Genomic DNA, 22341 nt, shown 5'->3' with positions numbered 1-22341 from the left:
TCCTTATGCTTGAGAGTGTGGCGGCTGAGAGCTACCTACATCTGAGTTGGTAATATCAACAACAGGAATCGTGTTCATTTGCCATTTCCAATTTTCAGTTGTTGTTTCAAGTGGGATCATCTCGATGCAGTCAGTAGGACAAGGTGCTACACAGAGATCGCAACCTGTACATTCATCTTTTATCACGGTATGAAGCGCTTTAGTGCCTCCGACAATAGCGTCGACAGGACAAGCTTGGATGCATTTAGTGCAGCCAATGCACATATCTTCGTGGATGAAGGCGACCGTTTTGATGTTGTTTGTTAAGTCGTGGGCGGAGTCTTCTGCTTCTACACCCATTAGGTCAGCGAGCTTTTCAATGGTGGCTTGACCGCCGGGAGGGCATTTATTGATCTTGTCACCATTGGCGATCGCTTCAGCATACGGACGACAACCAGGGTAGCCACACTGACCACATTGAGTTTGTGGAAGAATGGAATCTATTTGGTCGACAATTGGGTCAGCTTCCACTTTGAAGCGGATAGATGCAAAACCAAGAATGACACCAAAAACGGCGGCAAGAACAACCAAGGCAAGTATTGCGATTAGAATGCTATTCATTACAACTTCACCAAACCAGTAAAGCCCATAAATGCCAGAGACATTAACCCTGCGGTTATCATTGCAATTGACGCGCCTTTAAATGGGGCGGGAACATCAGCCGCAGAAATTCGTTCACGCATTGATGCGAATAGGATAAGAACCAGAGAGAAACCTACCGCAGCACCAAAGCCATAAATAATGGATTGAATAAAGTTGTGGTTTTCATTCACGTTCAGCAACGCTACCCCTAAAACCGCACAGTTAGTGGTGATGAGGGGTAAGAATATACCCAATAAACGATAGAGAGTAGGACTCGTTTTGTGAACTACCATCTCGGTGAACTGCACCACAACAGCGATCACGAGGATAAAGCTCATGGTTCGTAAGTATTCGATTCCTAATGGAGCAAGAATATAGCTTTCAACGAGATATGAGCATACCGATGCCAGAGTTAGCACAAACGTAGTGGCAAGGCCCATACCTATTGCGGTCTCTAATTTCTTAGAAACACCCATAAATGGACATAACCCTAAAAACTTCACTAGTACAAAGTTGTTTACCAGCACTGTGCCGACTAACAACAAAAAATATTCGGTCATAATAATTTTAGTCTGAAATTCCGATCCCAATATTATCCTGCTTTGCGAGTTTAATAACAACCAAGTAAAGCTAAGGTTTTATATAGATGATGGAAAATTAGTCGCAAAATCATGGAAATCGGTGGTGAGAATGAAATGCCGCAGCTTAGAACGCAAAAAGCCGTATCCTAAGATACGGCTTCTTTAAAATTGGCTCCCCCTGCAAGACTTGAACTTGCGACATACGGATTAACAGTCCGCCGTTCTACCAACTGAACTAAGGGGGAATTGCTTGAAAGCGGGGCGAATATTAACGACAGATTTAATGCCTGTCAATAGAAAATTAGCGATAAAATTAAAATTATTTATTGAAAAAAAACTTTACTTTTTCGTAGCCCTTACTGGCTTTGGGCTTGGTTTACTTATCCACCAAATTTGTGGATAAGTGTGTTAGTTAAAGTTTGATAACTGTTTTGGACATAATAAAGGAAAGTAACAGCAAAACAGTATTACCATTAACTTATTGATTTTAAGATATTTTGTTTGGCTTGGTGTTTTATCTATTTTTTAGAATAAATAAAATTGGGGATAACATTGGTATTATTGGGGAAAAGTCGTGGATGAAAAATTTTGAGAAAAGTACGAATAAAACCTGATGGGGCGAAGATAATAGCAAATATAAAAAACAGAATCTAGCGCTATTTCTAACCATTGTTGTCCATTTTTTTAAAGGTTTAAGTTGCATCTATGTGTGACCTATGGCGACAATGTCACTCTCCGGATTTGAGCAGCAATAGGTAGAGACAAACATGAGCAAAGTTTTTGATTTGGTATCTGAATACAAACCTTCAGGGGACCAGCCAACAGCGATAAAACAGCTATTAGAAGGGCTAGATAACGGTCTCGCTCATCAAACATTGTTAGGCGTTACTGGATCAGGCAAAACATTTACTCTTGCAAATGTGATTGCAGAAGCGCAACGACCTGCGATCATTCTGGCACCAAATAAAACGTTAGCCGCTCAGTTATACGGGGAGATGAAATCATTTTTCCCTAATAATGCTGTGGAATATTTTGTCTCATACTACGATTACTACCAACCAGAAGCTTATGTGCCAACCACTGATACCTTTATTGAGAAAGACGCAGCAGTTAATAAACACATCGAGCAGATGCGACTGTCAGCAACAAAAGCACTACTAGAAAGAAAGGATGCGATTATTGTTGCGTCGGTTTCTGCAATTTATGGTCTTGGTGATCCTGACTCCTATTTGAAAATGATGCTGCATATACGCAGGGGCGATATCTTAGATCAGCGTGATATTTTACGTCGCTTGGCTGAATTGCAGTATTCTCGAAATGACATGACATTTGAACGGGGTCAGTTCCGAGTCCGTGGCGAAGTTATTGATGTATTCCCTGCTGAATCTGAACAAGATGCGGTTCGAATCGAGATGTTTGATGACGAAATTGATTGTATTAGTATTTTTGACCCATTGACGGGGGCTGTGAAGCAGCGAGATCTACCACGTTATACGATCTATCCTAAAACTCACTATGTCACTCCGAGAGAGAAAATACTTGAAGCCATAGAGAAAATCCGCAAAGAGCTCGAAGAGCGTCAAAGCTACCTGAAAGAGAATAATAAGCTGGTGGAAGAGCAACGGATCTCGCAGCGAACTCTGTTTGATCTTGAGATGATGAATGAACTCGGTTTCTGCTCAGGCATCGAAAACTATTCTCGTTATTTGAGTGGACGTAAAGAAGGTGAAGCACCACCAACACTGTTTGATTACCTTCCTAGGGATGGGCTGCTTGTCATCGATGAATCTCACGTTACGGTTCCGCAAATTGGTGCCATGTATAAAGGTGACCGTTCTCGTAAAGAGACCTTGGTAGAGTTTGGCTTTCGGTTACCGTCAGCGCTAGACAATCGTCCAATGATGTTTGATGAGTTTGAATCCATTGCCCCGCAAGCCATATTTGTGTCGGCAACTCCAGGCAATTATGAATTAGACAAATCAGGCGATGACATTGCAGATCAGGTCGTACGTCCGACAGGGTTGCTCGATCCAGAGATCGAAGTTCGTCCGGTTGCTACGCAGGTCGATGATTTACTTTCTGAAATTCGCATACGATCCGCGAAAGGTGAGCGAGTTTTGGTTACCACACTCACAAAGCGTATGTCAGAAGATCTCACCGAGTACTTACATGAGCATGATGTCAAAGTTCGCTATTTACATTCTGATATTGATACCGTAGAGCGAGTTGAAATTATTCGAGACTTAAGATTAGGCGAGTTTGACGTGTTAGTGGGCATCAACTTACTAAGAGAAGGGTTAGACATGCCTGAGGTGTCTTTAGTGGCAATTTTGGATGCCGATAAAGAGGGTTTTTTACGTTCCGAACGATCTCTCATACAGACGATTGGACGTGCGGCACGAAATCTAGAGGGTAAAGCAATTTTATATGGTGACAGAATCACCAAGTCGATGAAAAAAGCGATTGATGAAACCGGAAGACGCCGTATAAAGCAGCAACAATACAATGAAGAGCAGGGAATTGTGCCACAAGCTCTCAAACGTAATATTAAAGATATTATGGAGCTGGGGGATATTACCAAGTCAAGAAAACAGCGTGAATCGAAGCAAGTACCGCTATCTAAAGTGGCCGAGTCTTCCGCTGCGTATGAGGTGCTTTCGCCGCAGCAACTCGATAAAGCGATCAGTAAACTTGAAGGTGAAATGTACCAGTATGCGCAGAATTTAGAATTTGAACTAGCAGCGGCTAAACGTGATGAAATAGAGAAATTAAGGGCTCAGTTTATAGCAAATAGCTAACCTTCAATGTTGGGGTTATGCTCGCGGAAATTGAAACAAAAAAATAGCCAGTAGAAAGATTCTGCTGGCTTTAATTTGTGAAGAATAACTTCACTAACAACGTCAGTTGGCTAGGTGACCCGAAGGCCACTTTTATATTTGCATACGGCATGCCAACAATAATTCTATACAAAACGAATGGTTAGAACATTTAGTTGATTGTACACATTGTTATATTTGCATAATGCAACTCGTAATGCGATTATTAAACAAAATGCAATAATAAAATGGCTAGGTTATGCAACAAACTCCAGAAACTCAGAAATCTAAGTATTTACTGATGGTCGAAGATACGGCCTCCGTTGCGGCGCTGTATCGCTCTTATCTAACCCCTTTGGGTATTGATATTAATATTGTTGGCACTGGGCGAGATGCTATCAATAGTTTAAACCACCGCACGCCTGATCTTATTCTACTCGATTTACGTTTACCCGATATGACAGGTATGGACGTACTCTTCGCAGTGAAACAATCTTATCCTGATGTTCCGGTTATTTTTATGACTGCACATGGCTCAATTGATACTGCTGTTGAAGCGATGCGCCATGGGTCTCAAGACTTTTTAATTAAACCTTGTGAGGCGGATCGGTTAAGAGTCACCGTTAATAATGCGATTCGTAAAGCGACGAAATTAAAGAACGAATCGGAAAACCCTCATAATCAAAATTACCAAGGTTTTATCGGCAGTAGCCAAACAATGCAGGCGGTATACCGCACCATTGATTCTGCCGCTAGCAGTAAAGCCAGTATTTTCATCACAGGTGAAAGTGGTACGGGTAAAGAGGTGTGTGCAGAAGCGATTCATGCCGCAAGCAAACGTGGTGATAAACCATTCATTGCGATTAACTGTGCTGCGATACCTAAAGATTTGATTGAAAGTGAACTGTTTGGGCATGTTAAAGGTGCATTTACTGGCGCGGCAACTGATCGGCAAGGTGCGGCGGAGCTAGCCGATGGTGGAACGCTTTTTCTCGATGAATTGTGCGAGATGGATTTGGATCTTCAAACCAAATTATTACGCTTTATTCAGACAGGCACTTTCCAGAAAGTAGGTTCCTCTAAGATGAAGAGTGTGGATGTACGTTTCGTATGTGCCACCAACCGAGATCCTTGGAAAGAAGTACAAGAAGGTCGCTTCAGAGAAGATTTATACTATCGACTGTATGTTATTCCGCTTCATCTGCCACCACTGCGTGAAAGAGGAGAGGATGTCATTGAAATTGCCTACTCATTGCTTGGTTTTATGTCTTTCGAAGAGGGTAAAGGCTTTGTTCGCTTCGCGCCTGAGGTTCTCGACCGATTTAATCAATATGAATGGCCAGGAAATGTACGTCAGCTACAGAATGTTCTGAGAAACGTGGTGGTTCTTAATCATGGTAAAGAGATCACTCTCAATATGTTGCCTCCGCCACTTAATCGCCCGATTGAAAATCAGATGTCACTAGAGAAAAAACGCCGAGAAGAGATCTCCGTACAGGATATTTTTCCATTATGGTTGACGGAAAAAACAGCGATTGAGCAAGCGATTAAAGCGTGTGATGGCAATATTCCAAGAGCGGCAGGCTATTTGGATGTAAGTCCTTCCACACTTTATCGAAAGCTTCAGAATTGGAATAATAAAGAGCAGCAAAGTACTTAATATGAATATTTTAAATCAAGATAAAATCAATGATTTGGCTCGAGATATAGGGGATGAGAATGTCCCGATCCTACTCGATATATTTTTAGGCGAATTAAGCTCTTACATTGAAATTTTAACCAGCAGTGATAACGCTAAAGCGATGACTAATCTCGCAGAAATCAGCCATGCCTTAAAAAGTAGTGCAGCAAGTTTTGGTGCGGAAAAATTATGCGCGTATGCGGTAGAAGTGGATAATAAGGTTAAACTGAATCAGCAGATTGATGCCGATATTGATCTCATGGCAATGGTTGAGTTACTTCAAGAAACAAGAGTGAAATATCTAGGCTTAGTCAGCCAGTAGTCATTCACTCTTTTTAATTCATTACGGTGTTGAATTAATGGTCGCGCCGTTTAATGACCGCAACTTACTATAGTAGTTGTGATTCAATGGCTTGTTGTAGTTTCTCTCGATCGTGACGCCAATCGCGGTTGGGAGAGGCTAATTCTGTCGTTACGCAGTTCCAATCTTGTTCTAGCTCAGGATGCGGTGTGTCGCCTAAGATAGCGTCAACCTTACGTGCCTGACATGAACGTTCGCACCACTCGATTTTTTGTTTCAGCGACATCCTCCCAGCAGGACCATACTCGGGTGATAGGTTCTCAACAAATATCAATTTTGCGTTTAAATTTTGAGCGATTGCTTTCCCTATCTCGGGCAGGAGGAGTGGAGGCATAATACTGGTTAAGAAACTACCAGGGCCCAGAATGATGCAGTCGGCTTCAAGGATGGCAGAAACCGCTTCTTTCGTTGCCGGTACTTCTGGTGATAAATCTAAGCGGCGTAGATCTTGTTCCATTTCATCAACGTTCGTTTCTCCGGTTACCCACTGTCCTTCAAGAGATAGTGCAGTAAGGTCAGAAGGGTGTTCGGACATTGGAACAATATTTAGATCAACACCAAGCATATTTCGAATAAGATTGATGGCCTCTAAAGGGCGTACCGACAAGTTATCCAGTGCAGTTAGCATCAGATTACCAAGATTATGCCCATCAAGTTCACCTGTGCCTTTGAATCGATATTCGAACATCATCGAACTGATAGAGGGTTCGGTAATTAACTGGTTGATGCAGTTGCGAGTGTCTCCCCAAGCGATGCCTCCTTGGCAGTGACGAATACGACCCGTTGAACCGCCATTATCAGTGGTGGTGACAATACCTGTTGCATTGGAACCAAAATCTTTAAGCGCCGCTAACATTCGCCCCAATCCATGTCCTCCACCGATTGCGACCACTTTCTTTGATGAATATAAATTCATTCTTTTCTTCTTCATTTTATTCATAACCAACTACAATTTAGAATATTTCGTTAATCTCTAATACTCAATAGGGAGTAAATTGAGGGATCAGCAAGGTTTTTTCAAGTTAAGGCTAGATTCACAAATAGATTTTAAGTATTTTACCCCATAGCTGCTATTGAACTGTCAAAGTTATTAATAGCTGCCATAACTCCGAGCTCTAATGGCTAAGTTATAAATGCACATCCGTTAATCGTAAAGTGTTTTTATGATAAGCCACTTGAGCCAGTGACATGTTGTCACAAGGGCTGAATTGGAAATGATTCTGCCTCCCGTATTTGGAAAGGTGTTCCGTGGCGCAACAATTCGAAGATAAATTCCAACGCAAATTTTATTATTTGCGCTTGTCGGTTACTGATGTTTGTAACTTTAAGTGTACCTACTGTCTACCTGATGGCTACCAGCCTTCGGGGCAGAAAAACTCGTCTTTTTTAGCGCTACCTGAAATCAAAAGGGTGGTTAAAGCTTTCGCTGACTGTGGCACTTCTAAAGTGCGAATCACAGGTGGTGAACCAAGTCTGCGTAAAGACTTCCTCGATATTATCCAAACTGTAGCGAGTACTTCAGGTGTTCAGAAAGTTGCAACCACGACTAATGGATACCGGATGGAAAAGCAGGTTGCTGACTGGCGTGATGCGGGTTTGACGCATATTAATGTCAGTGTTGATAGTTTAGACCCTCGTATGTTTCATCAGATCACCGGTGAAAATAAATACAAAGAGGTTATGTCTGGAATTGACCGCTCATTTGAAGTTGGTTACGAGCAAGTTAAAGTCAATGTCGTGCTGATGAAAGATTTAAACAGTCACGAACTTCCTGCATTTTTAAACTGGATTAAACATCGCCCAATTCAGCTACGTTTCATTGAATTAATGCAAACGGGCGAAATGGATGAGCTATTTAATAAGCATCATGTATCGGGTGTCGCGATTCGTAACCAGCTTATTGCGAATGGGTGGATTTTGAAAGCTCGCTCTCACAACGATGGACCAGCGCAAGTTTTCGTTCATGCTGACTACCAAGGTGAGATCGGCCTGATCATGCCGTACGAGAAAAATTTCTGTGAGAGTTGTAATCGCTTGAGAATTTCAGCGAAAGGAAAACTCCACCTATGCTTATTTGGTGATCATGGTGTCGAGCTTCGAGATCTCTTGCAGCAGGACAATCAAGAAGCTGAACTTATTGAGCGTATTCAAGCTCAGCTGCAAACGAAATCCGTAAGCCACTTTTTGCAAGATGGAAATACTGGAATGACACCACATCTAGCCTCTATTGGCGGCTAAACTCCAAAATTAGACGAATAAAATTATGCACGGCTGAGCATAGTCAGCGGTGCACATACTCCAAACAAATTAAAAAAGGTGAGCAAATGGGTCACGCTGAAAGTAAATTCGAACCGGCAAATATCGCAGTACTAACCGTTTCTGATACACGTACAGAAGAAAATGACACATCAGGTGGTTACTTAGCTGAGCAGTTGCAAGAAGCGGGTCATAATCTAGCAGACAAAAAAATTGTAATTGATGACATGTATAAGATTCGTGCGGTTGTATCGAATTGGATTGCAGACGAAAAAATTCAAGCGGTAATGATTACTGGTGGTACTGGTTTCACTTCTCGTGACAGCACGCCTGAAGCATTGGTCCCTCTATTTGACAAGCAGGTAGAAGGTTTTGGTGAACTATTCCGCACTGTTTCGTACGAAGAGATCGGTACATCAACGATTCAATCTCGTGCAATCGCTGGCTTTGCTAACCATACTGTTATTTTCGCAATGCCAGGCTCAACGGGTGCATGTCGCACAGCTTGGACGAAGATCATCAAACAGCAAATGGATGCAAGTCATCGCCCTTGTAACTTCATGCCGCATCTATCTGTTTAAGTCGTTGCGCTAAGTTTTTACTAAGGAAATAGTGATGAACCAATTTACTCATATCAACGCTTCTGGTGAGGCGAATATGGTGGATGTATCTGCAAAATCTGAGACTGTTCGCGAAGCAAGAGCGGAAGCTTTTGTTCATATGGCACCAGAAACATTGCAGTTAATTGTATCTGGCCAACATCATAAGGGTGATGTCTTTGCCACTGCTCGCATTGCCGGAATTCAAGCCGCGAAGAAAACATGGGACCTTATCCCTCTTTGTCACCCTCTTTTGCTGTCAAAAGTAGAAGTGCAACTTGAAGCGATTGAGTCAGAAAATAAAGTTCGCATTGAATCTGTCTGTAAATTGGCAGGTAAAACAGGTGTGGAAATGGAAGCGTTAACGGCTGCTTCTGTTGCAGCTCTAACGATCTATGACATGTGTAAAGCGGTGCAGAAAGATATGATCATTGACGGTGTTCGTCTGTTGGAAAAGACTGGCGGAAAATCGGGACACTTTAAGGTGGATGCATGATTAAAGTTTTGTTTTTTGCGCAGACCCGAGAGCTTGTCGGTATCGATGAGTTGACTCTAGAAGAGGAGTTCTCGACGGTTGAAGAGCTCCGTGCTCATCTGTTTGCTCAAGAAGGTAAATGGGAACTAGCGTTAGAGCCTGGTAAGTTATTGGCAGCAGTAAACCAAGCGATAGTGCCGCTGGAATCTGAAATTAAAAGTGGTGATGAAGTCGCTTTTTTCCCACCGGTTACCGGGGGGTAATGATGGATCCACGTGTTTCAGTTCAATATGATGATTTTTCGATTGCTGATGAGTACGAAATACTGGCAAAAGGGACATCTGCAGGCGCGGTTGTAACCTTTGTAGGTAAAGTTCGCGATATGAATTTAGGCGATAATGTTATCGGGTTACGCTTGGAACATTACCCTGGAATGACAGAAAAGTCGCTAGCTGAGATCTGCGACCAAGCGGAGGCTCGCTGGTCACTGCTTGGGGTTCGAGTGATCCACCGAGTTGGTGATTTAGATATTGGCGATCAAATTGTCTACGTTGGTGTTTCTAGTGCTCATCGAGGTGCTTCATTTGAAGCGTGCGAATTTATTATGGACTACTTAAAAACCAGTGCTCCATTTTGGAAAAAAGAGCGAACCACACAAGAAAGTCGTTGGGTAGAGTCGCGAGATTCGGATGCAAAAGCTGCCGAACGGTGGGAAAACTAGCGATACAAAAAAACGAAATAACCTGCATGTAAAAACCGGCCTAGAGCCGGTTTTTTTTTGGTTTATATATGTAAATGTTAAAAATGGAGATTTATAAACTCGGCATTTGTTTGTAATTTGTTCTAATCAAGCGATTAATACTGACGTTTATTGGGAACGGTGATAACCCTCACAAATGAAGGTGTTTATTGGGATAAATGTTACTTTTGATTAGACCTGTCGTGTAGAAAATGTTAATTTTCAGTACCAAATCTAGCATAAGATGCTGCAAAAATGCGTCAAGCTAGATGTAGTGATACTAAAGTCTGCTTTTTTAAAGATATTGTTAGTATTTAAACTGGCACATTGATTTTTTTCAGTTATTTGTACTATATATACGCTCAATCTGTAGTTGTTTAGCGTTTTCTTGCCATATTCAATGGCAAAATAGTTCAATGATTGATAGTGTGTGCTGCAATCTTAGTAAGTTTTTAGATTTTTATGCTTAGGAATTGAGCTAAATAAATCTAAATCACTATCCGTTTATGTGAGCTTACCAAGATGTCATGGATGCAAAATATAAAACTTGGAGTTAAATGCATGTATAAGAATAAAATCACTCAGGCCCTTCTTCTAGGCGCGAGTATGGCAGTTGCTGCCACTTCTACTACGACTTTCGCAGCTGATGTCCCAGCTGGAACTAAACTAGCAAAAGTACAAGAACTCGTCCGTGGTAACGGTACTGAAGTTGCTTCTCTTGACCCTCATAAAACTGAAGGTGTTCCTGAGTCTCACGTTATTCGTGATTTGCTAGAAGGTCTAGTTAACCAAGATGCGAACGGCAAAACAATTCCAGGTGTTGCTGAGCGTTGGGAAACAGAAGATAACAAAAAATTCACCTTCTACCTTCGTAAAGATGCTAAGTGGTCAAATGGCGATCCTGTAACGGCTGACGATTTCGTCTACAGCTTCCAACGTGCAGTTGATCCAAACACCGCATCACCTTACTCATGGTACCTAGAAATGACAACGATGGTTAATGCATCGGACATCATTGCAGGGAAAAAAGACAAATCAACTTTAGGTGTTAAAGCAATTGATGCAAATACATTTGAAGTTACACTTGAAAGCCCAGTACCGTACTTCGTAATGATGATGGGTCACACAACAGTTAAGCCTGTACATAAAGCAACTGTTGAAAAGTATGGCGACAAGTGGACGAAACCAGAACACTTCGTTGGTAACGGTGCATTCACTGTTGGTAACTGGGTTGTGAACGAGCGTATTGAACTTGTTCGTAACGAAAAATACTGGGATAACGCAAATACAGTATTAACAAAAGTAACTTACCTTCCTATCGAAAACCAAGTTGCTGAAATGAACCGTTTCCTATCAGGCGAAATTGACTTTACATCTAGCCTGCCAAACGAGCACTTCCGTCGTCTACAAAAAGAACATTCTGAGTCTGTAGCAATCAAAGGTAACCTTTGTACTTACTACTACAACTTCAATACTCATAAGCCACCATTTGATGACGTTCGTGTACGTAAAGCAATTTCTTACACAATCGATCGTGACATCGTAGCAAATGCGATTCTTGGTCAAGGTCAGAAGCCTGCTTACTTCCTAACGCCTGAGATCGTTGCGAACTTCAGCCCTGAAACTCCAGATTACGGTAAACTAAGCCAGAAAGAGCGTAATGCTAAAGCAAAAGCGCTTCTTGAAGAGGCTGGATACAACAAATCTAACCCGCTTAAATTTACGCTGCTGTACAACACATCTGAAAACCACAAGAAAATTGCTGTAGCAATTGGCTCTATGTGGAAGAAAAACCTAGGCGTGGATGTTGTTCTTGAAAACCAAGAGTGGAAAACATACCTAGAAACTAAGAAGCAGGGCGATTTCGAAGCGGCTCGTGCTGGTTGGTGTGGTGACTACAATGAAGCATCAACATTTACTTCATTAATGGAAGGCAAGAACACAACTGGCGGTATTCACTACAAGAGTGCTGAATACGATAAGCTAACTGCTGATGCAATTCGTGCCACTTCTGAAGAAGAACGTAAAGAGCTTTACTACGCTCAAGAGGCGCTTCTAACGAAAGACATGCCGATTGCTCCTATCTACCAGTACGTAACTGCGCGTCTAGTTAACCCTCATGTTGGTGGCTACGCAGAAAACAACGCTGAAGATAAACTTTACTCTAAAGATATGTACATCATCGCTGAGTAAACGTTACCTATAATAATAAAATTTAATATCAGACTGCATACACAGTGAGTGTATGCAGCCTTTCCCCATATTTAAATTGTCACAGATTGAGTGAGATTATGCTGAAATTCATTTTAAAACGAATGATGGAAGCAATACCCACAATGTTGGTATTGATTACCGTTTCTTTCTTCTTGATGCGCTTTGCACCAGGTAGCCCTTTTTCAAGCGAAAGAACACTTCCGCCCCAAGTAATGGCGAACATTAATGCTAAATACGGCCTTGATAAGCCTGTGTTTGAGCAATACACCACCTATTTAACCAATGTTATCCAAGGTGACTTTGGTCCATCTTTTAAATACAAAGACTTTACAGTAAATGAGCTTGTAGCTTCTGCTCTGCCTGTATCGGCAAAAATTGGTGCAGTAGCCTTCATTTTTGCTCTTATCTTTGGTGTCAGTGTCGGAACGATCGCGGCTCTGCGGCAAAATACCTGGCTCGACTATACGATCATGTCCTCGGCCATGCTCGGGGTGGTTATGCCATCCTTCGTGCTAGCACCTGCGTTGATTTACATGTTTTCCATTAATCTAGGTTGGTTCCCTGCGGGTGGCTGGCTAGATGGGTCAATGAAATACATGATTTTGCCAGTATTAGGTATGTCGATGTTGTATGTTGCCACTTTCGCACGTATCACACGTGGTAGCATGATCGAGACTCTAAACAGTAACTTTATCCGTACTGCAAGAGCGAAAGGTTTGAGCTATTCATACATTGTTGTAAAACACGCTCTGAAACCTGCAATGTTACCAGTCGTTTCTTATATGGGTCCTGCTTTCGTAGGTATCATCACTGGTTCAGTTGTTATCGAAACTATTTTTGGCCTACCAGGCATTGGTAAGCTATTTGTTAACGCCGCCTTTAACCGTGACTACTCGCTAGTAATGGGTGTGACCATTTTGATTGGTTTCCTCTTCATTGTATTCAACGCTATCGTTGATATTTTACTGGCTTACGTTGATCCAAAAATTCGTTACTAAGGACGGCTCCTATGATAACTAAAAAAGAAAATCTAGATGCGCTGGAAAAGTTCTCTGAAAACTTAGAGATCGAAGGGCGTAGTCTTTGGCAAGATGCTCGAATTCGTTTTATGCGTAATAAAGCGGCGATGGTGAGCTTGTTTGTTTTAACTCTTATTGCACTAGCAGTAATTTTTGCTCCAATGTTGAGCCAATATGCTTTTGACGATACGGACTGGTATGCGATGCATGCAGCACCGTCAGCAGATCACTTGTTTGGCACTGATAGCCTAGGCCGTGATTTATTCGTTCGTACCTTAATCGGTGGCCGAATTTCACTTATGGTTGGTGTTATGGGCGCACTGGTTGCAGTATTAATTGGTACGGTTTACGGCGCAGCTTCTGGCTTTATTGGTGGTAAAGTTGACCGTGCAATGATGCGTATTCTTGAAATTTTGTACTCAATTCCATTCATGTTCCTTGTGATTGTTTTGGTGACTTTCTTTGGGCGTAACATCTTCTTAATTTTCGTTGCGATTGGTGCGATTGCTTGGTTGGATATGGCTCGTATCGTACGTGGTCAAACATTAAGCCTACGTAGTAAAGAGTTTATCGAAGCAGCACATGTTTCTGGTGTAAGTACTTGGAATATTATCAAGCGCCACATCATTCCAAACGTATTAGGTATTGTCGCGGTTTACTCTACGCTTCTTGTCCCTAGTATGATTCTGACTGAATCTTTCCTGAGTTTCCTTGGTCTAGGTGTTCAAGAGCCTATGACGAGTTGGGGCGCTCTACTTCAAGAAGGCTCACAAACAATGGAAGTTGCTATTTGGCAATTAACATTCCCAGCGATATTTATGATTGTGACACTATTCTGTTTCAACTATATCGGTGATGGCCTGCGTGATGCGCTAGATCCAAAAGACAGATAAGTCTTTTGGTATATAAGAATCAATAAGGAAAGAATGATGAGCTTATTAGATGTCCAAGACCTGCGCGTCGAATTTACCACGCAAGATGGTATCGTAACCGCAGTAAATGATTTGAATTTCTCACTAGAGCAGGGTGAAACCCTAGGTATCGTTGGTGAGTCTGGTTCAGGTAAATCTCAAACTGTATTCGCAATTATGGGATTACTGGCCAAAAACGGTATTATCTCTGGTAGTGCAAAATTCGAAGGAAATGAAATCCTTAATCTGCCAGAAAAAGCACTGAATAAAGTACGTGCAGAGCAGATTGCGATGATCTTCCAAGATCCAATGACTTCACTGAACCCATACATGAAAGTAAGCGATCAGCTTATGGAAGTGTTGATGCTGCATAAAGGCATGGGTAAGGCGGAAGCATTTGAAGAATCAGTACGCATGCTTGAAGCGGTTAAGATCCCTGAAGCTCGTAAGCGTATTACCATGTACCCGCACGAATTTTCAGGCGGTATGCGTCAGCGTGTAATGATCGCAATGGCACTATTGTGTCGTCCAAAACTGTTGATTGCGGATGAACCAACAACCGCATTGGATGTAACGATTCAAGCGCAGATTATGGATTTGCTGAACGAACTGAAATCTGAGTTTAATACCGCAATCATCATGATTACCCATGATCTAGGCGTTGTTGCTGGCTCATGTGATAAAGTTCTTGTGATGTATGCGGGTCGTACTATGGAATACGGTTCAGTAGATGAAATTTTCTACGAACCAAGCCACCCATATGCCGAAGGTCTTTTGAAAGCAATTCCTCGTCTGGATACAGAAGGTGAAATTCTACCAACTATTCCAGGTAACCCACCAAACTTACTACGTCTACCACCTGGTTGTCCTTATCAAGAGCGTTGCCACCGCGTAATGGACCGTTGTAAGCAAGAAGCACCTATCCTTCAGCCATTTGGTACTGATCGCCAGCGTGCATGTTTTTCTGATTGGGAGACTTGGAAAAAATGAGTGTAGATAATAAAGAACTATTATTGGATATTAAGGATCTTAAGGTCCACTTCAGCATTGCTTCGAAATCTGCGTGGCCATGGTCAAAACCTTCTAATTTGAAAGCGGTTGATGGCGTTAATGTTCGTTTATACGAAGGTGAAACGTTAGGTGTCGTTGGTGAGTCTGGCTGTGGTAAATCCACATTTGCTCGTGCCATCATCGGTCTAGTTGAAGCGACTGAAGGTGAAGTAATGTGGTTAGGTCAAGACTTGACTCGCATGCAATCAGTACAACGTCGTGAAACTCGTAAAGAGATTCAGATGATTTTCCAAGATCCTCTGGCGTCGCTGAACCCAAGAATGTCAGTTGGTTCAATCATTGCTGAGCCGCTAGAAACTTTTTATCCAGAACTTTCAAAGCAAGAAGTGAAAGATCGCGTTAAAGAGATGATGGCTAAAGTTGGTTTGCTACCAAACGTAATTAACCGTTACCCGCATGAATTCTCTGGTGGTCAGTGTCAGCGTATTGGTATCGCTCGTGCTTTGATCCTTAAACCAAAGATGATCATCTGTGATGAACCCGTTTCAGCACTGGATGTATCGATTCAAGCACAAGTTGTTAACCTTCTGAAAGAGCTACAAAAAGAGCTAGGTCTAAGCCTTGTCTTTATTGCTCATGATCTTTCGGTTGTTAAACACATCTCAGACCGTGTATTGGTGATGTATTTAGGTAATGCGGTTGAGCTAGGGGAGTCGGATGCGCTGTTTGCTGATCCTAAACACCCTTATACTCGTGCGCTTATGTCTGCGGTTCCAATCCCAGATCCAAAAATTGAACGTGCCAAAAAAATTGAGATGCTAGAAGGTGACTTACCTTCACCGATTAACCCACCATCTGGTTGTGTGTTCCGTACTCGCTGCCCAATTGCAACAGAGGCATGTGCGAAGCAGAAACCAGCAATTAAGGGATCGGATAGACATGCGGTTTCTTGTTTGATGGTCGATGCTTAAATAAATAAGCATTATTTCAGCCTGTGACAGGCTTAAGCGCGACTGCTTTATCGAGTCGCGCTTTTTTTGTATTTAAACTTCTTCAACTTATCTGAACAACTAAGCCAATTTATTCTAGTTTTGAATGAATTGGCTTTTTTTATAATGGGCTCATAAACCTTATCGAATCAGTGGCAGATAGGAGATGATTATGGGTAAGTTAGTGGGAGGTGTTTGGCACGATGTCTGGTACGACACAAAATCAAATGGTGGTAAATTTGTTCGCGAAGATGCGGGTTTTCGTCATTGGATAGAGAATAAAGCAGGCGCACAATTTCAGCCAGAAAGTGGCCGGTATCATCTATATGTATCATTAGCTTGCCCATGGGCACACCGAACTCTGATTTTCCGTGAGCTTAAAGATCTTACCGATCATATCGATGTGACGGTTGTATGTCCGGATATGATGAGTGGAGGCTGGAAAATGGGCTTACCTGAGCCATTGTTTGGTCATACCTATATGCATCAAATCTATACTCAAGCTAAGCCGAATTATACGGGGCGAGTTACTGTGCCGGTATTGTGGGATAAAGAAACTAACACCATCGTGAGTAACGAGTCATCTGAAATTATTCGTATGTTCAACTCGGAATTTAATGAATTAACGGGCAACACGGATGATTACTATCCTATGGCACTGACGAAGAAAATTGATGAATGGAATGATTATATTTATCCAAATATTAATAATGGCGTTTATAAGTGTGGATTTGCTACCACTCAAGATGCTTATGAAGAGGCTTACGACGCACTATTTTCGGCCTTAGATAAAGTCGATTCGCATCTTGGTGAGCACCGTTATTTAGCGGGGAATAAGATTACAGAAGCGGATTGGAGATTGTTTACGTCTTTGGTTCGCTTTGATGCAGTGTATGTCGGCCATTTCAAGTGTAACAAGCAGAGAATTTCAGATTACGTCCATATTCAGGGTTACTTAAAAGAGTTATACCAAGTTAAAGGTATCAAAGAGACGACCGATTTCTACCATATCAAGCGTCATTACTATTACAGCCATACAGGGATCAACCCAACACAAGTGGTACCCAAGGGGCCAGAGTTAGATCTTGAATCAGCGCACGGTCGAAAACCGTTGGGTTAAAGTTACGGCGATCAAACCGTCGTAGATCAAAACAAAGATATCTGTCAGATATAAAAAACCCTAGATAAAAATCTAGGGTTTTTGTTTTCTATAAAAGAAAATTAGTTAACTACTTTTTCTTCAGCTTGAGCAGCTTGGTCTGCTTGGATAGCCGTTAGAGCTACAGTGTAAACGATGTCGTCTACTAGAGCGCCACGAGACAAGTCATTTACTGGCTTGCGCATACCTTGAAGCATTGGACCGATAGACACTAGGTCTGCTGAACGCTGTACCGCTTTGTAAGTCGTGTTACCCGTGTTTAGGTCTGGGAAGACGAATACTGTCGCTTTACCTGCAACTGGAGAGTTAGGCGCTTTAGAAGCAGCTACGTTTTCCATGATTGCTGCGTCGTACTGAAGAGGGCCGTCGATCACGAGATCAGGGCGTTTCTCTTGAGCAAGTTTCGTTGCTTCACGTACTTTATCTACGTCTGCACCCTTACCAGATTCACCAGTAGAGTAAGAGATCATAGCAACGCGTGGGTCGATACCGAATGCCGCAGCAGAATCTGCAGATTGGATAGCGATTTCAGCAAGCTGTTCAGCGGTTGGATCTGGGTTGATCGCACAGTCACCGTATACAAGCACTTGATCAGGCAGAAGCATGAAGAAGATTGAAGATACGATAGAAGCATCAGGAGCAGTCTTGATGATCTGGAACGGAGGAACGATTGTGTTCGCCGTTGTGTGAACAGCACCAGAAACTAGGCCGTCAACTTCACCAGCTTCAAGCATCATCGTGCCTAGGAATACTGAATCTTCTAGCTTCTCACGAGCTACAACCTCAGTCATACCTTTAGCGCCACGAAGTTCTACTAGACGAGCTACGTAGTTTTCGCGAACTGATGCAGAATCGATGATCTCAACGCCAGCACCTAGCTCAACACCTTGCTGTGCAGCAACGCGACGAATTTCTTCAGGGTTACCTAGAAGTACACAAGTTGCGATTCCGCGCTCAGCACAGATAGAAGCCGCTTTAACAGTACGTGGCTCATCACCTTCAGGAAGAACGATGCGCTTAGCCGCTTTACGAGCAAATTCTGTTAGTTGGTAACGGAATGCTGGTGGGCTTAGACGACGGATACCTTGAGTGCCTTCAGATAGAGAATCAATCCAAGGGCCATCAATGTGGCTTGCAACGTGATCGTTAACGAACTCGATACGCTCTTTATCGTCTGCAGGTACTTCTAGGTTGAAGCTCTGTAGGTTAAGAGACGTCTGCCAAGTGTTACCTTGCGCTTTGAAGATCGGAAGGCCTGTCGCAAATGCAGGTGCACAAAGGTTAGCAATGCTTTCTGGGATATCGTAACCGCCAGTTAGTAGAATTGCGCCAATTTCAACACCGTTTTTCGCAGCAAGAGCTGCAGCAACGATAACGTCAGGGCGGTCTGCAGATGTTACTAGCAGTGAACCTGGTTTGAAGTGCTCGATCATGTGCGGTAGAGAACGTGCACAGAAAGTGATGCTCTTAATACGACGAGTTGCAATTTCACCTTCGTTGATGATTTCAGCGTTAAGGTGCTTAGCCATATCAACCGCACGAGTTGCGATTAGATCGATGCTCCATGGCACGCAGCCAAGAACACGGATAGGGCTAGAGTTGAAGATCTGCATCACTTCAAGGTTCGCTTGCTGAGCGCTATCTGCATCGTCAAAGATTTCAGATAGGTCAGGGCGAGTACGGCCAGCATCATCAACAGGAGCGTTTAGCTTGTTAATGATTACGCCTTTAATGTTTTTGTTCTTAGTACCGCCGAAGTTAGAACATGCTACTTCGATACGCTCTTTAAGTTGCGTAGGGTTGTCAGTACCAGGAGTCGCAACGAATACGATCTCCGCGCCAAGTGTTTTCGCGATTTCCGCGTTCACTTGGTTAGCAAATGGGTGCTTACGAGTAGGAACTAGACCTTCGATTAGCGTTACTTCTGCATCTTTGTTGATATTGTTGTATTGCGCAACAACAGACTCAAGAAGTACATCCATTTTTTCACTACCGATCAACGCTTCAGCTTTAGTCATCGCGATTGGTTCACCAATCTTGATGTCGCTGTTTGTGCTAATGATAGTTGATGTTAGATCTGGTTGATCGCCACCGCTACGAGGTTGAGCGATTGGCTTGTAAAACGAAACACTTACGCCTTTGCGCTCCATCGCGCGAAGAACACCCATGCTTACACTAGTAAGACCAACACCAGCGCTTGTAGGGATAAGCATAATAGTACGGGACATTGAGGAGTACCTTTAACTATTGGAATGAAAAAAGCTCAACTCCTGTTCCTACCAACATTTATATAGGGGTAGGAATAAAAGTTGAGCCCCATTTTTCTTAGATAAAAATCTGACTAGCTTCGAGTGAAGCTAGTCAGAAAATTCGATTAAATACCTGCTAGTTCAGCTGTATCTTCTGCAATTACTAGCTCTTCATTAGTAGAGATAACCATTGCTGGTACACGGCTGTTTTCAGTCGTGATAGTACCTTCGCCGCCGAAACGAGCTTTAAGGTTAGCTGCGCTATCTACTTCGATACCGAAGAATGCAAGACGGTTAAGAACCATTTCACGGATTGGCGCTGAGTTTTCACCGATGCCACCAGTGAATACGATAGCGTCAAGACGACCTTCTAGAGTTGCAGTGTAGCTTGCAACGTATTTAGCTAGACGGTGACAGAATACGTCCATTGCACGAGTAGCTTCTTCTTTCTCGCCGTAGTTGTCTTCAACGAAACGACAGTCAGAAGTTACTTGAGTTAGACCTTGTAGGCCAGACTCTTTAGTGAACATTGTGTTGATTTCATCAACGCTCATGCCTAGTTTGTCATGTAGGTGGAACATAACAGCAGGGTCAAGGTCGCCACAGCGAGTACCCATTACAAGACCTTCAAGAGGAGTAAGGCCCATAGAAGTATCTACAGATTGGCCATTCTTGACTGCACAAACAGATGCGCCGTTACCTAGGTGACAGTTAATGATGTTAACTTCTTCAATAGGTTTGTCTAGAAGCGTGGCACACTCACGAGTAATAAATAGGTGAGATGTACCATGTGCACCGTAACGACGAATACCGTGATCTGTGTATAGGTTGTATGGAAGCGCGTATAGGTAAGCTTCTTCTGGCATTGTCGTGTGGAAAGCAGTATCAAATACAGCAACGTTTTTTAGTGCTGGGAATGATTTTTGAGCTGCTTTAATACCGATAAGGTGCGCAGGGTTGTGAAGAGGAGCGAAAGTCGCTGCATCTTCGATACCTTTAATTACTTCATCAGTGATTAGTGCTGATGAAGTAAAGTTTTCACCACCATGCACAACACGGTGACCGATTGCTGCAAGGTTTTCAGAAAGTTCTGGCTTAGAAGCAAGAATAGTTTCTACCATGAAGGCTAGTGCTTCTTCGTGTGCTGCGCCATTACCTAGTTGAGCTTCGTGTTTACCATCAAGTTTCCACTTGATACGAGCTTCAGGAAGATGCAGACATTCTGCAAGACCTGTTAGATGCTCGTCACCAGATACTGCGTCAACTACAGCAAATTTAAGAGAAGAACTACCACAGTTTAAAACTAAAACCAGCTTAGACATGAGTGCTACCTGTTATTCGTCTGATAAAAATCAGTTTGGATTAAAATTACTCACAAGAATAGACGAACTGGCAGGCAGTGCGTACTAGTCTTGGTCAAAAAAACTTTAATATCCATATAATGAGAAGCGATTTCTTACAAAAAAATCACCAGTGCATTCCTTGCAGATGTCGTCTCATGGTTGCCTTAATCGAAAATAACAGCAACAATGAGATGAGGGCCTGCAAAGGATAGCGATAATCGTCAAATATAACAAAAAAAATTTGAAAGAATATTAACTTTTATCAATTTTTTGCGCTTTTAGTTGAACTATTCAATTATTTTTTAGTGAGAGAGCCGTATGAACAACAAAGTCGGATTAGCGCATAGCTTAAAAGATGGCCAAGCTTACATGGATATTTGGCCTGTTCGTAAAGAACTGAACCCTATTTTTCCAGAGCAACGTATTATTAAAGCGACAAAATTTGGCATCAAAGTGATGCCTGCGATTGCTGCGATCAGTGTTTTAACTCAAATGGTTTTTCAAAATGGCCAAGCGATGCCACAAGCTATTGTAGTGGCGCTGTTTGCGATCAGTTTACCGCTGCAAGGTATGTGGTGGTTGGGCAATCGTTCAAAAACACAATTACCCCCAGCACTGGCTGGTTGGTATAGAGAGCTTCATCAGAAAATTATCGAAACAGGGTGTGCCTTAGAGCCAATGAAACCTAAGCCTCGCTATAAAGAGTTGGCGATCATACTTAACCGTGCCTTTAGACAGCTAGATAAATCATCTCTAGAGCGTTGGTTTTAAGACATTCATATTGTTGAGCGGCTTTATTCGAGCTCTGTATATGTATATGTTGGCAAAGCGCTAATTGCTGGGCTAGTAGATAGATAACACTGAGTCTTGTGTTCTCCATTCGAGAGCAGGACTGTGCCTTACATTTATGCGGGAACGCATTAAGAAAAAATATAAGCCTCATTTCACCCAGATTATTTTTCTGGAGGGAGTGAGGTTTTTTATTTTCCGCCATTCGGATAAGGAACATCTTTTGGTTAATGCGAGGTTTCGATAAGTCATAATTGATTGCGAGCTGTGATCCGTAATTTGACTTCTGAGCTTTTGGCCGCGTTGAGCGGTTTACGGTTTTGAATCAGGGCCGGCTTTGAAGCGCTAGCCATTTTAAATCATCATCACCTATCACCAGATGATAGATACAAAAAAACCAGCTCAATGAGCTGGTTTAGTGTTCTTTCTAAAAAGAATATGGTGGAGGGGGACGGATTCGAACCATCGAAGGCAGTGCCGTCAGATTTACAGTCTGATCCCTTTGGCCACTCGGGAACCCCTCCAGGG

Annotated in this window: 20 protein-coding genes, 2 tRNA genes and 1 riboswitch; of the genes, 15 read left to right on the top strand and 7 right to left on the bottom strand. The window is 42.5% G+C overall.

Features of this window, described 5'->3' with window-relative positions; all coding sequences use genetic code 11:
• Nucleotides 1-3: 3 nt before the first annotated feature.
• From rsxB to FCV43_RS05795, 3 genes are all read right to left on the bottom strand, one after another.
• Nucleotides 4-600: an electron transport complex subunit RsxB gene (gene rsxB, locus FCV43_RS05805; RefSeq protein ID WP_136994263.1), complete on the bottom strand. Its 597-nt coding sequence runs from the start codon at nt 598-600 to the stop codon at nt 4-6.
• On the bottom strand, nt 600-1181 hold the full coding sequence (gene rsxA / locus FCV43_RS05800; protein ID WP_017051484.1) for an electron transport complex subunit RsxA: 582 nt from the start codon (nt 1179-1181) through the stop codon (nt 600-602). Before rsxA ends, rsxB begins: the two co-directional genes overlap by 1 nt.
• A 190-nt stretch (nt 1182-1371) precedes the next feature.
• Nucleotides 1372-1447: transfer RNA gene (locus FCV43_RS05795), tRNA-Asn, on the bottom strand.
• Nucleotides 1448-1969: 522 nt separating this feature from the next.
• Here FCV43_RS05795 and uvrB point away from each other — a divergent pair.
• From uvrB to luxU, 3 genes are all read left to right on the top strand, one after another.
• Nucleotides 1970-4000: an excinuclease ABC subunit UvrB gene (gene uvrB, locus FCV43_RS05790; RefSeq protein ID WP_136994261.1), complete on the top strand. Its 2031-nt coding sequence runs from the start codon at nt 1970-1972 to the stop codon at nt 3998-4000.
• Nucleotides 4001-4277: 277 nt separating this feature from the next.
• Nucleotides 4278-5678 (top strand): quorum-sensing sigma-54 dependent transcriptional regulator LuxO, encoded by a 1401-nt coding sequence (luxO, locus tag FCV43_RS05785; RefSeq protein ID WP_113799964.1) that lies wholly within the window; start codon nt 4278-4280, stop codon nt 5676-5678.
• 1 nt (nt 5679) lies between these two features.
• Nucleotides 5680-6021, top strand: coding sequence for a quorum-sensing phosphorelay protein LuxU (luxU, locus tag FCV43_RS05780; RefSeq protein WP_136994259.1), 342 nt, complete (start codon nt 5680-5682; stop codon nt 6019-6021).
• Between the two features lie 67 nt (nt 6022-6088).
• Here luxU and FCV43_RS05775 read toward each other — a convergent pair whose 3' ends face one another.
• Nucleotides 6089-6976, bottom strand: coding sequence for a YvcK family protein (locus tag FCV43_RS05775; RefSeq protein WP_029203240.1), 888 nt, complete (start codon nt 6974-6976; stop codon nt 6089-6091).
• A 178-nt stretch (nt 6977-7154) separates the two neighbouring features.
• Nucleotides 7155-7321: riboswitch (molybdenum cofactor riboswitch) on the top strand.
• On the opposite strand from FCV43_RS05775, the gene moaA reads away from it, so the two are divergent.
• From moaA to FCV43_RS05720, 11 genes are all read left to right on the top strand, one after another.
• Nucleotides 7309-8298, top strand: a complete 990-nt coding sequence (gene moaA / locus FCV43_RS05770; protein WP_136994257.1) for a GTP 3',8-cyclase MoaA — start codon at nt 7309-7311, stop codon at nt 8296-8298. (Overlaps the previous riboswitch by 13 nt.)
• Before the next feature lie 86 nt (nt 8299-8384).
• Complete coding sequence (gene moaB / locus FCV43_RS05765) at nt 8385-8897, top strand: molybdenum cofactor biosynthesis protein B (protein WP_017051490.1); 513 nt, start codon at nt 8385-8387, stop codon at nt 8895-8897.
• Between the two features lie 34 nt (nt 8898-8931).
• Nucleotides 8932-9411, top strand: coding sequence for a cyclic pyranopterin monophosphate synthase MoaC (gene moaC / locus FCV43_RS05760; protein WP_136994256.1), 480 nt, complete (start codon nt 8932-8934; stop codon nt 9409-9411).
• Nucleotides 9408-9653 (top strand): molybdopterin synthase sulfur carrier subunit, encoded by a 246-nt coding sequence (moaD, locus tag FCV43_RS05755; protein WP_017051492.1) that lies wholly within the window; start codon nt 9408-9410, stop codon nt 9651-9653. The genes moaC and moaD overlap by 4 nt, the downstream gene beginning before the upstream one ends.
• A gap of 2 nt (nt 9654-9655) precedes the next feature.
• Nucleotides 9656-10111: a molybdopterin synthase catalytic subunit MoaE gene (moaE, locus tag FCV43_RS05750; RefSeq protein WP_136994255.1), complete on the top strand. Its 456-nt coding sequence runs from the start codon at nt 9656-9658 to the stop codon at nt 10109-10111.
• A gap of 579 nt (nt 10112-10690) precedes the next feature.
• On the top strand, nt 10691-12322 hold the full coding sequence (locus tag FCV43_RS05745) for an ABC transporter substrate-binding protein (protein WP_136994254.1): 1632 nt from the start codon (nt 10691-10693) through the stop codon (nt 12320-12322).
• Nucleotides 12323-12420: 98 nt separating this feature from the next.
• Nucleotides 12421-13341: an oligopeptide ABC transporter permease OppB gene (oppB, locus tag FCV43_RS05740; RefSeq protein ID WP_017051495.1), complete on the top strand. Its 921-nt coding sequence runs from the start codon at nt 12421-12423 to the stop codon at nt 13339-13341.
• Nucleotides 13342-13352: 11 nt separating this feature from the next.
• On the top strand, nt 13353-14255 hold the full coding sequence (gene oppC, locus FCV43_RS05735; RefSeq protein WP_017051496.1) for an oligopeptide ABC transporter permease OppC: 903 nt from the start codon (nt 13353-13355) through the stop codon (nt 14253-14255).
• Nucleotides 14256-14291: 36 nt separating this feature from the next.
• Complete coding sequence (locus FCV43_RS05730; protein WP_017051497.1) at nt 14292-15263, top strand: ABC transporter ATP-binding protein; 972 nt, start codon at nt 14292-14294, stop codon at nt 15261-15263.
• The gene (oppF, locus tag FCV43_RS05725) at nt 15260-16255 is read left to right on the top strand and encodes a murein tripeptide/oligopeptide ABC transporter ATP binding protein OppF (protein ID WP_017051498.1); all 996 of its coding nucleotides are present in this window, start codon (nt 15260-15262) and stop codon (nt 16253-16255) included. Before FCV43_RS05730 ends, oppF begins: the two co-directional genes overlap by 4 nt.
• A gap of 190 nt (nt 16256-16445) precedes the next feature.
• Complete coding sequence (locus FCV43_RS05720; RefSeq protein WP_136994251.1) at nt 16446-17393, top strand: glutathione S-transferase family protein; 948 nt, start codon at nt 16446-16448, stop codon at nt 17391-17393.
• Between the two features lie 101 nt (nt 17394-17494).
• Here FCV43_RS05720 and pta read toward each other — a convergent pair whose 3' ends face one another.
• Both pta and FCV43_RS05710 read right to left on the bottom strand, forming a co-directional pair.
• Nucleotides 17495-19660 (bottom strand): phosphate acetyltransferase, encoded by a 2166-nt coding sequence (gene pta / locus FCV43_RS05715; protein ID WP_017051500.1) that lies wholly within the window; start codon nt 19658-19660, stop codon nt 17495-17497.
• A 146-nt stretch (nt 19661-19806) separates the two neighbouring features.
• The gene (locus FCV43_RS05710) at nt 19807-21003 is read right to left on the bottom strand and encodes an acetate kinase (RefSeq protein WP_017051501.1); all 1197 of its coding nucleotides are present in this window, start codon (nt 21001-21003) and stop codon (nt 19807-19809) included.
• Between the two features lie 339 nt (nt 21004-21342).
• On the opposite strand from FCV43_RS05710, the gene yfbV reads away from it, so the two are divergent.
• A complete protein-coding gene (yfbV, locus tag FCV43_RS05705) occupies nt 21343-21795 on the top strand; it encodes a terminus macrodomain insulation protein YfbV (RefSeq protein WP_017051502.1) in 453 nt (150 codons plus the stop codon).
• Nucleotides 21796-22252: 457 nt separating this feature from the next.
• On the opposite strand, the gene FCV43_RS05700 is transcribed toward yfbV, so the two are convergent.
• Nucleotides 22253-22337 (bottom strand) — tRNA-Tyr (locus FCV43_RS05700).
• Nucleotides 22338-22341: the final 4 nt, after the last annotated feature.

Origin of the sequence: Vibrio genomosp. F6 (assembly GCF_005146325.1) — a bacterium.
Taxonomy (GTDB): Bacteria; Pseudomonadota; Gammaproteobacteria; order Enterobacterales; family Vibrionaceae; genus Vibrio; species Vibrio cortegadensis.
The sequence above is the reverse complement of the archived record's forward strand: the minus strand, read 5'-3'. Positions and strand labels throughout refer to the sequence as shown.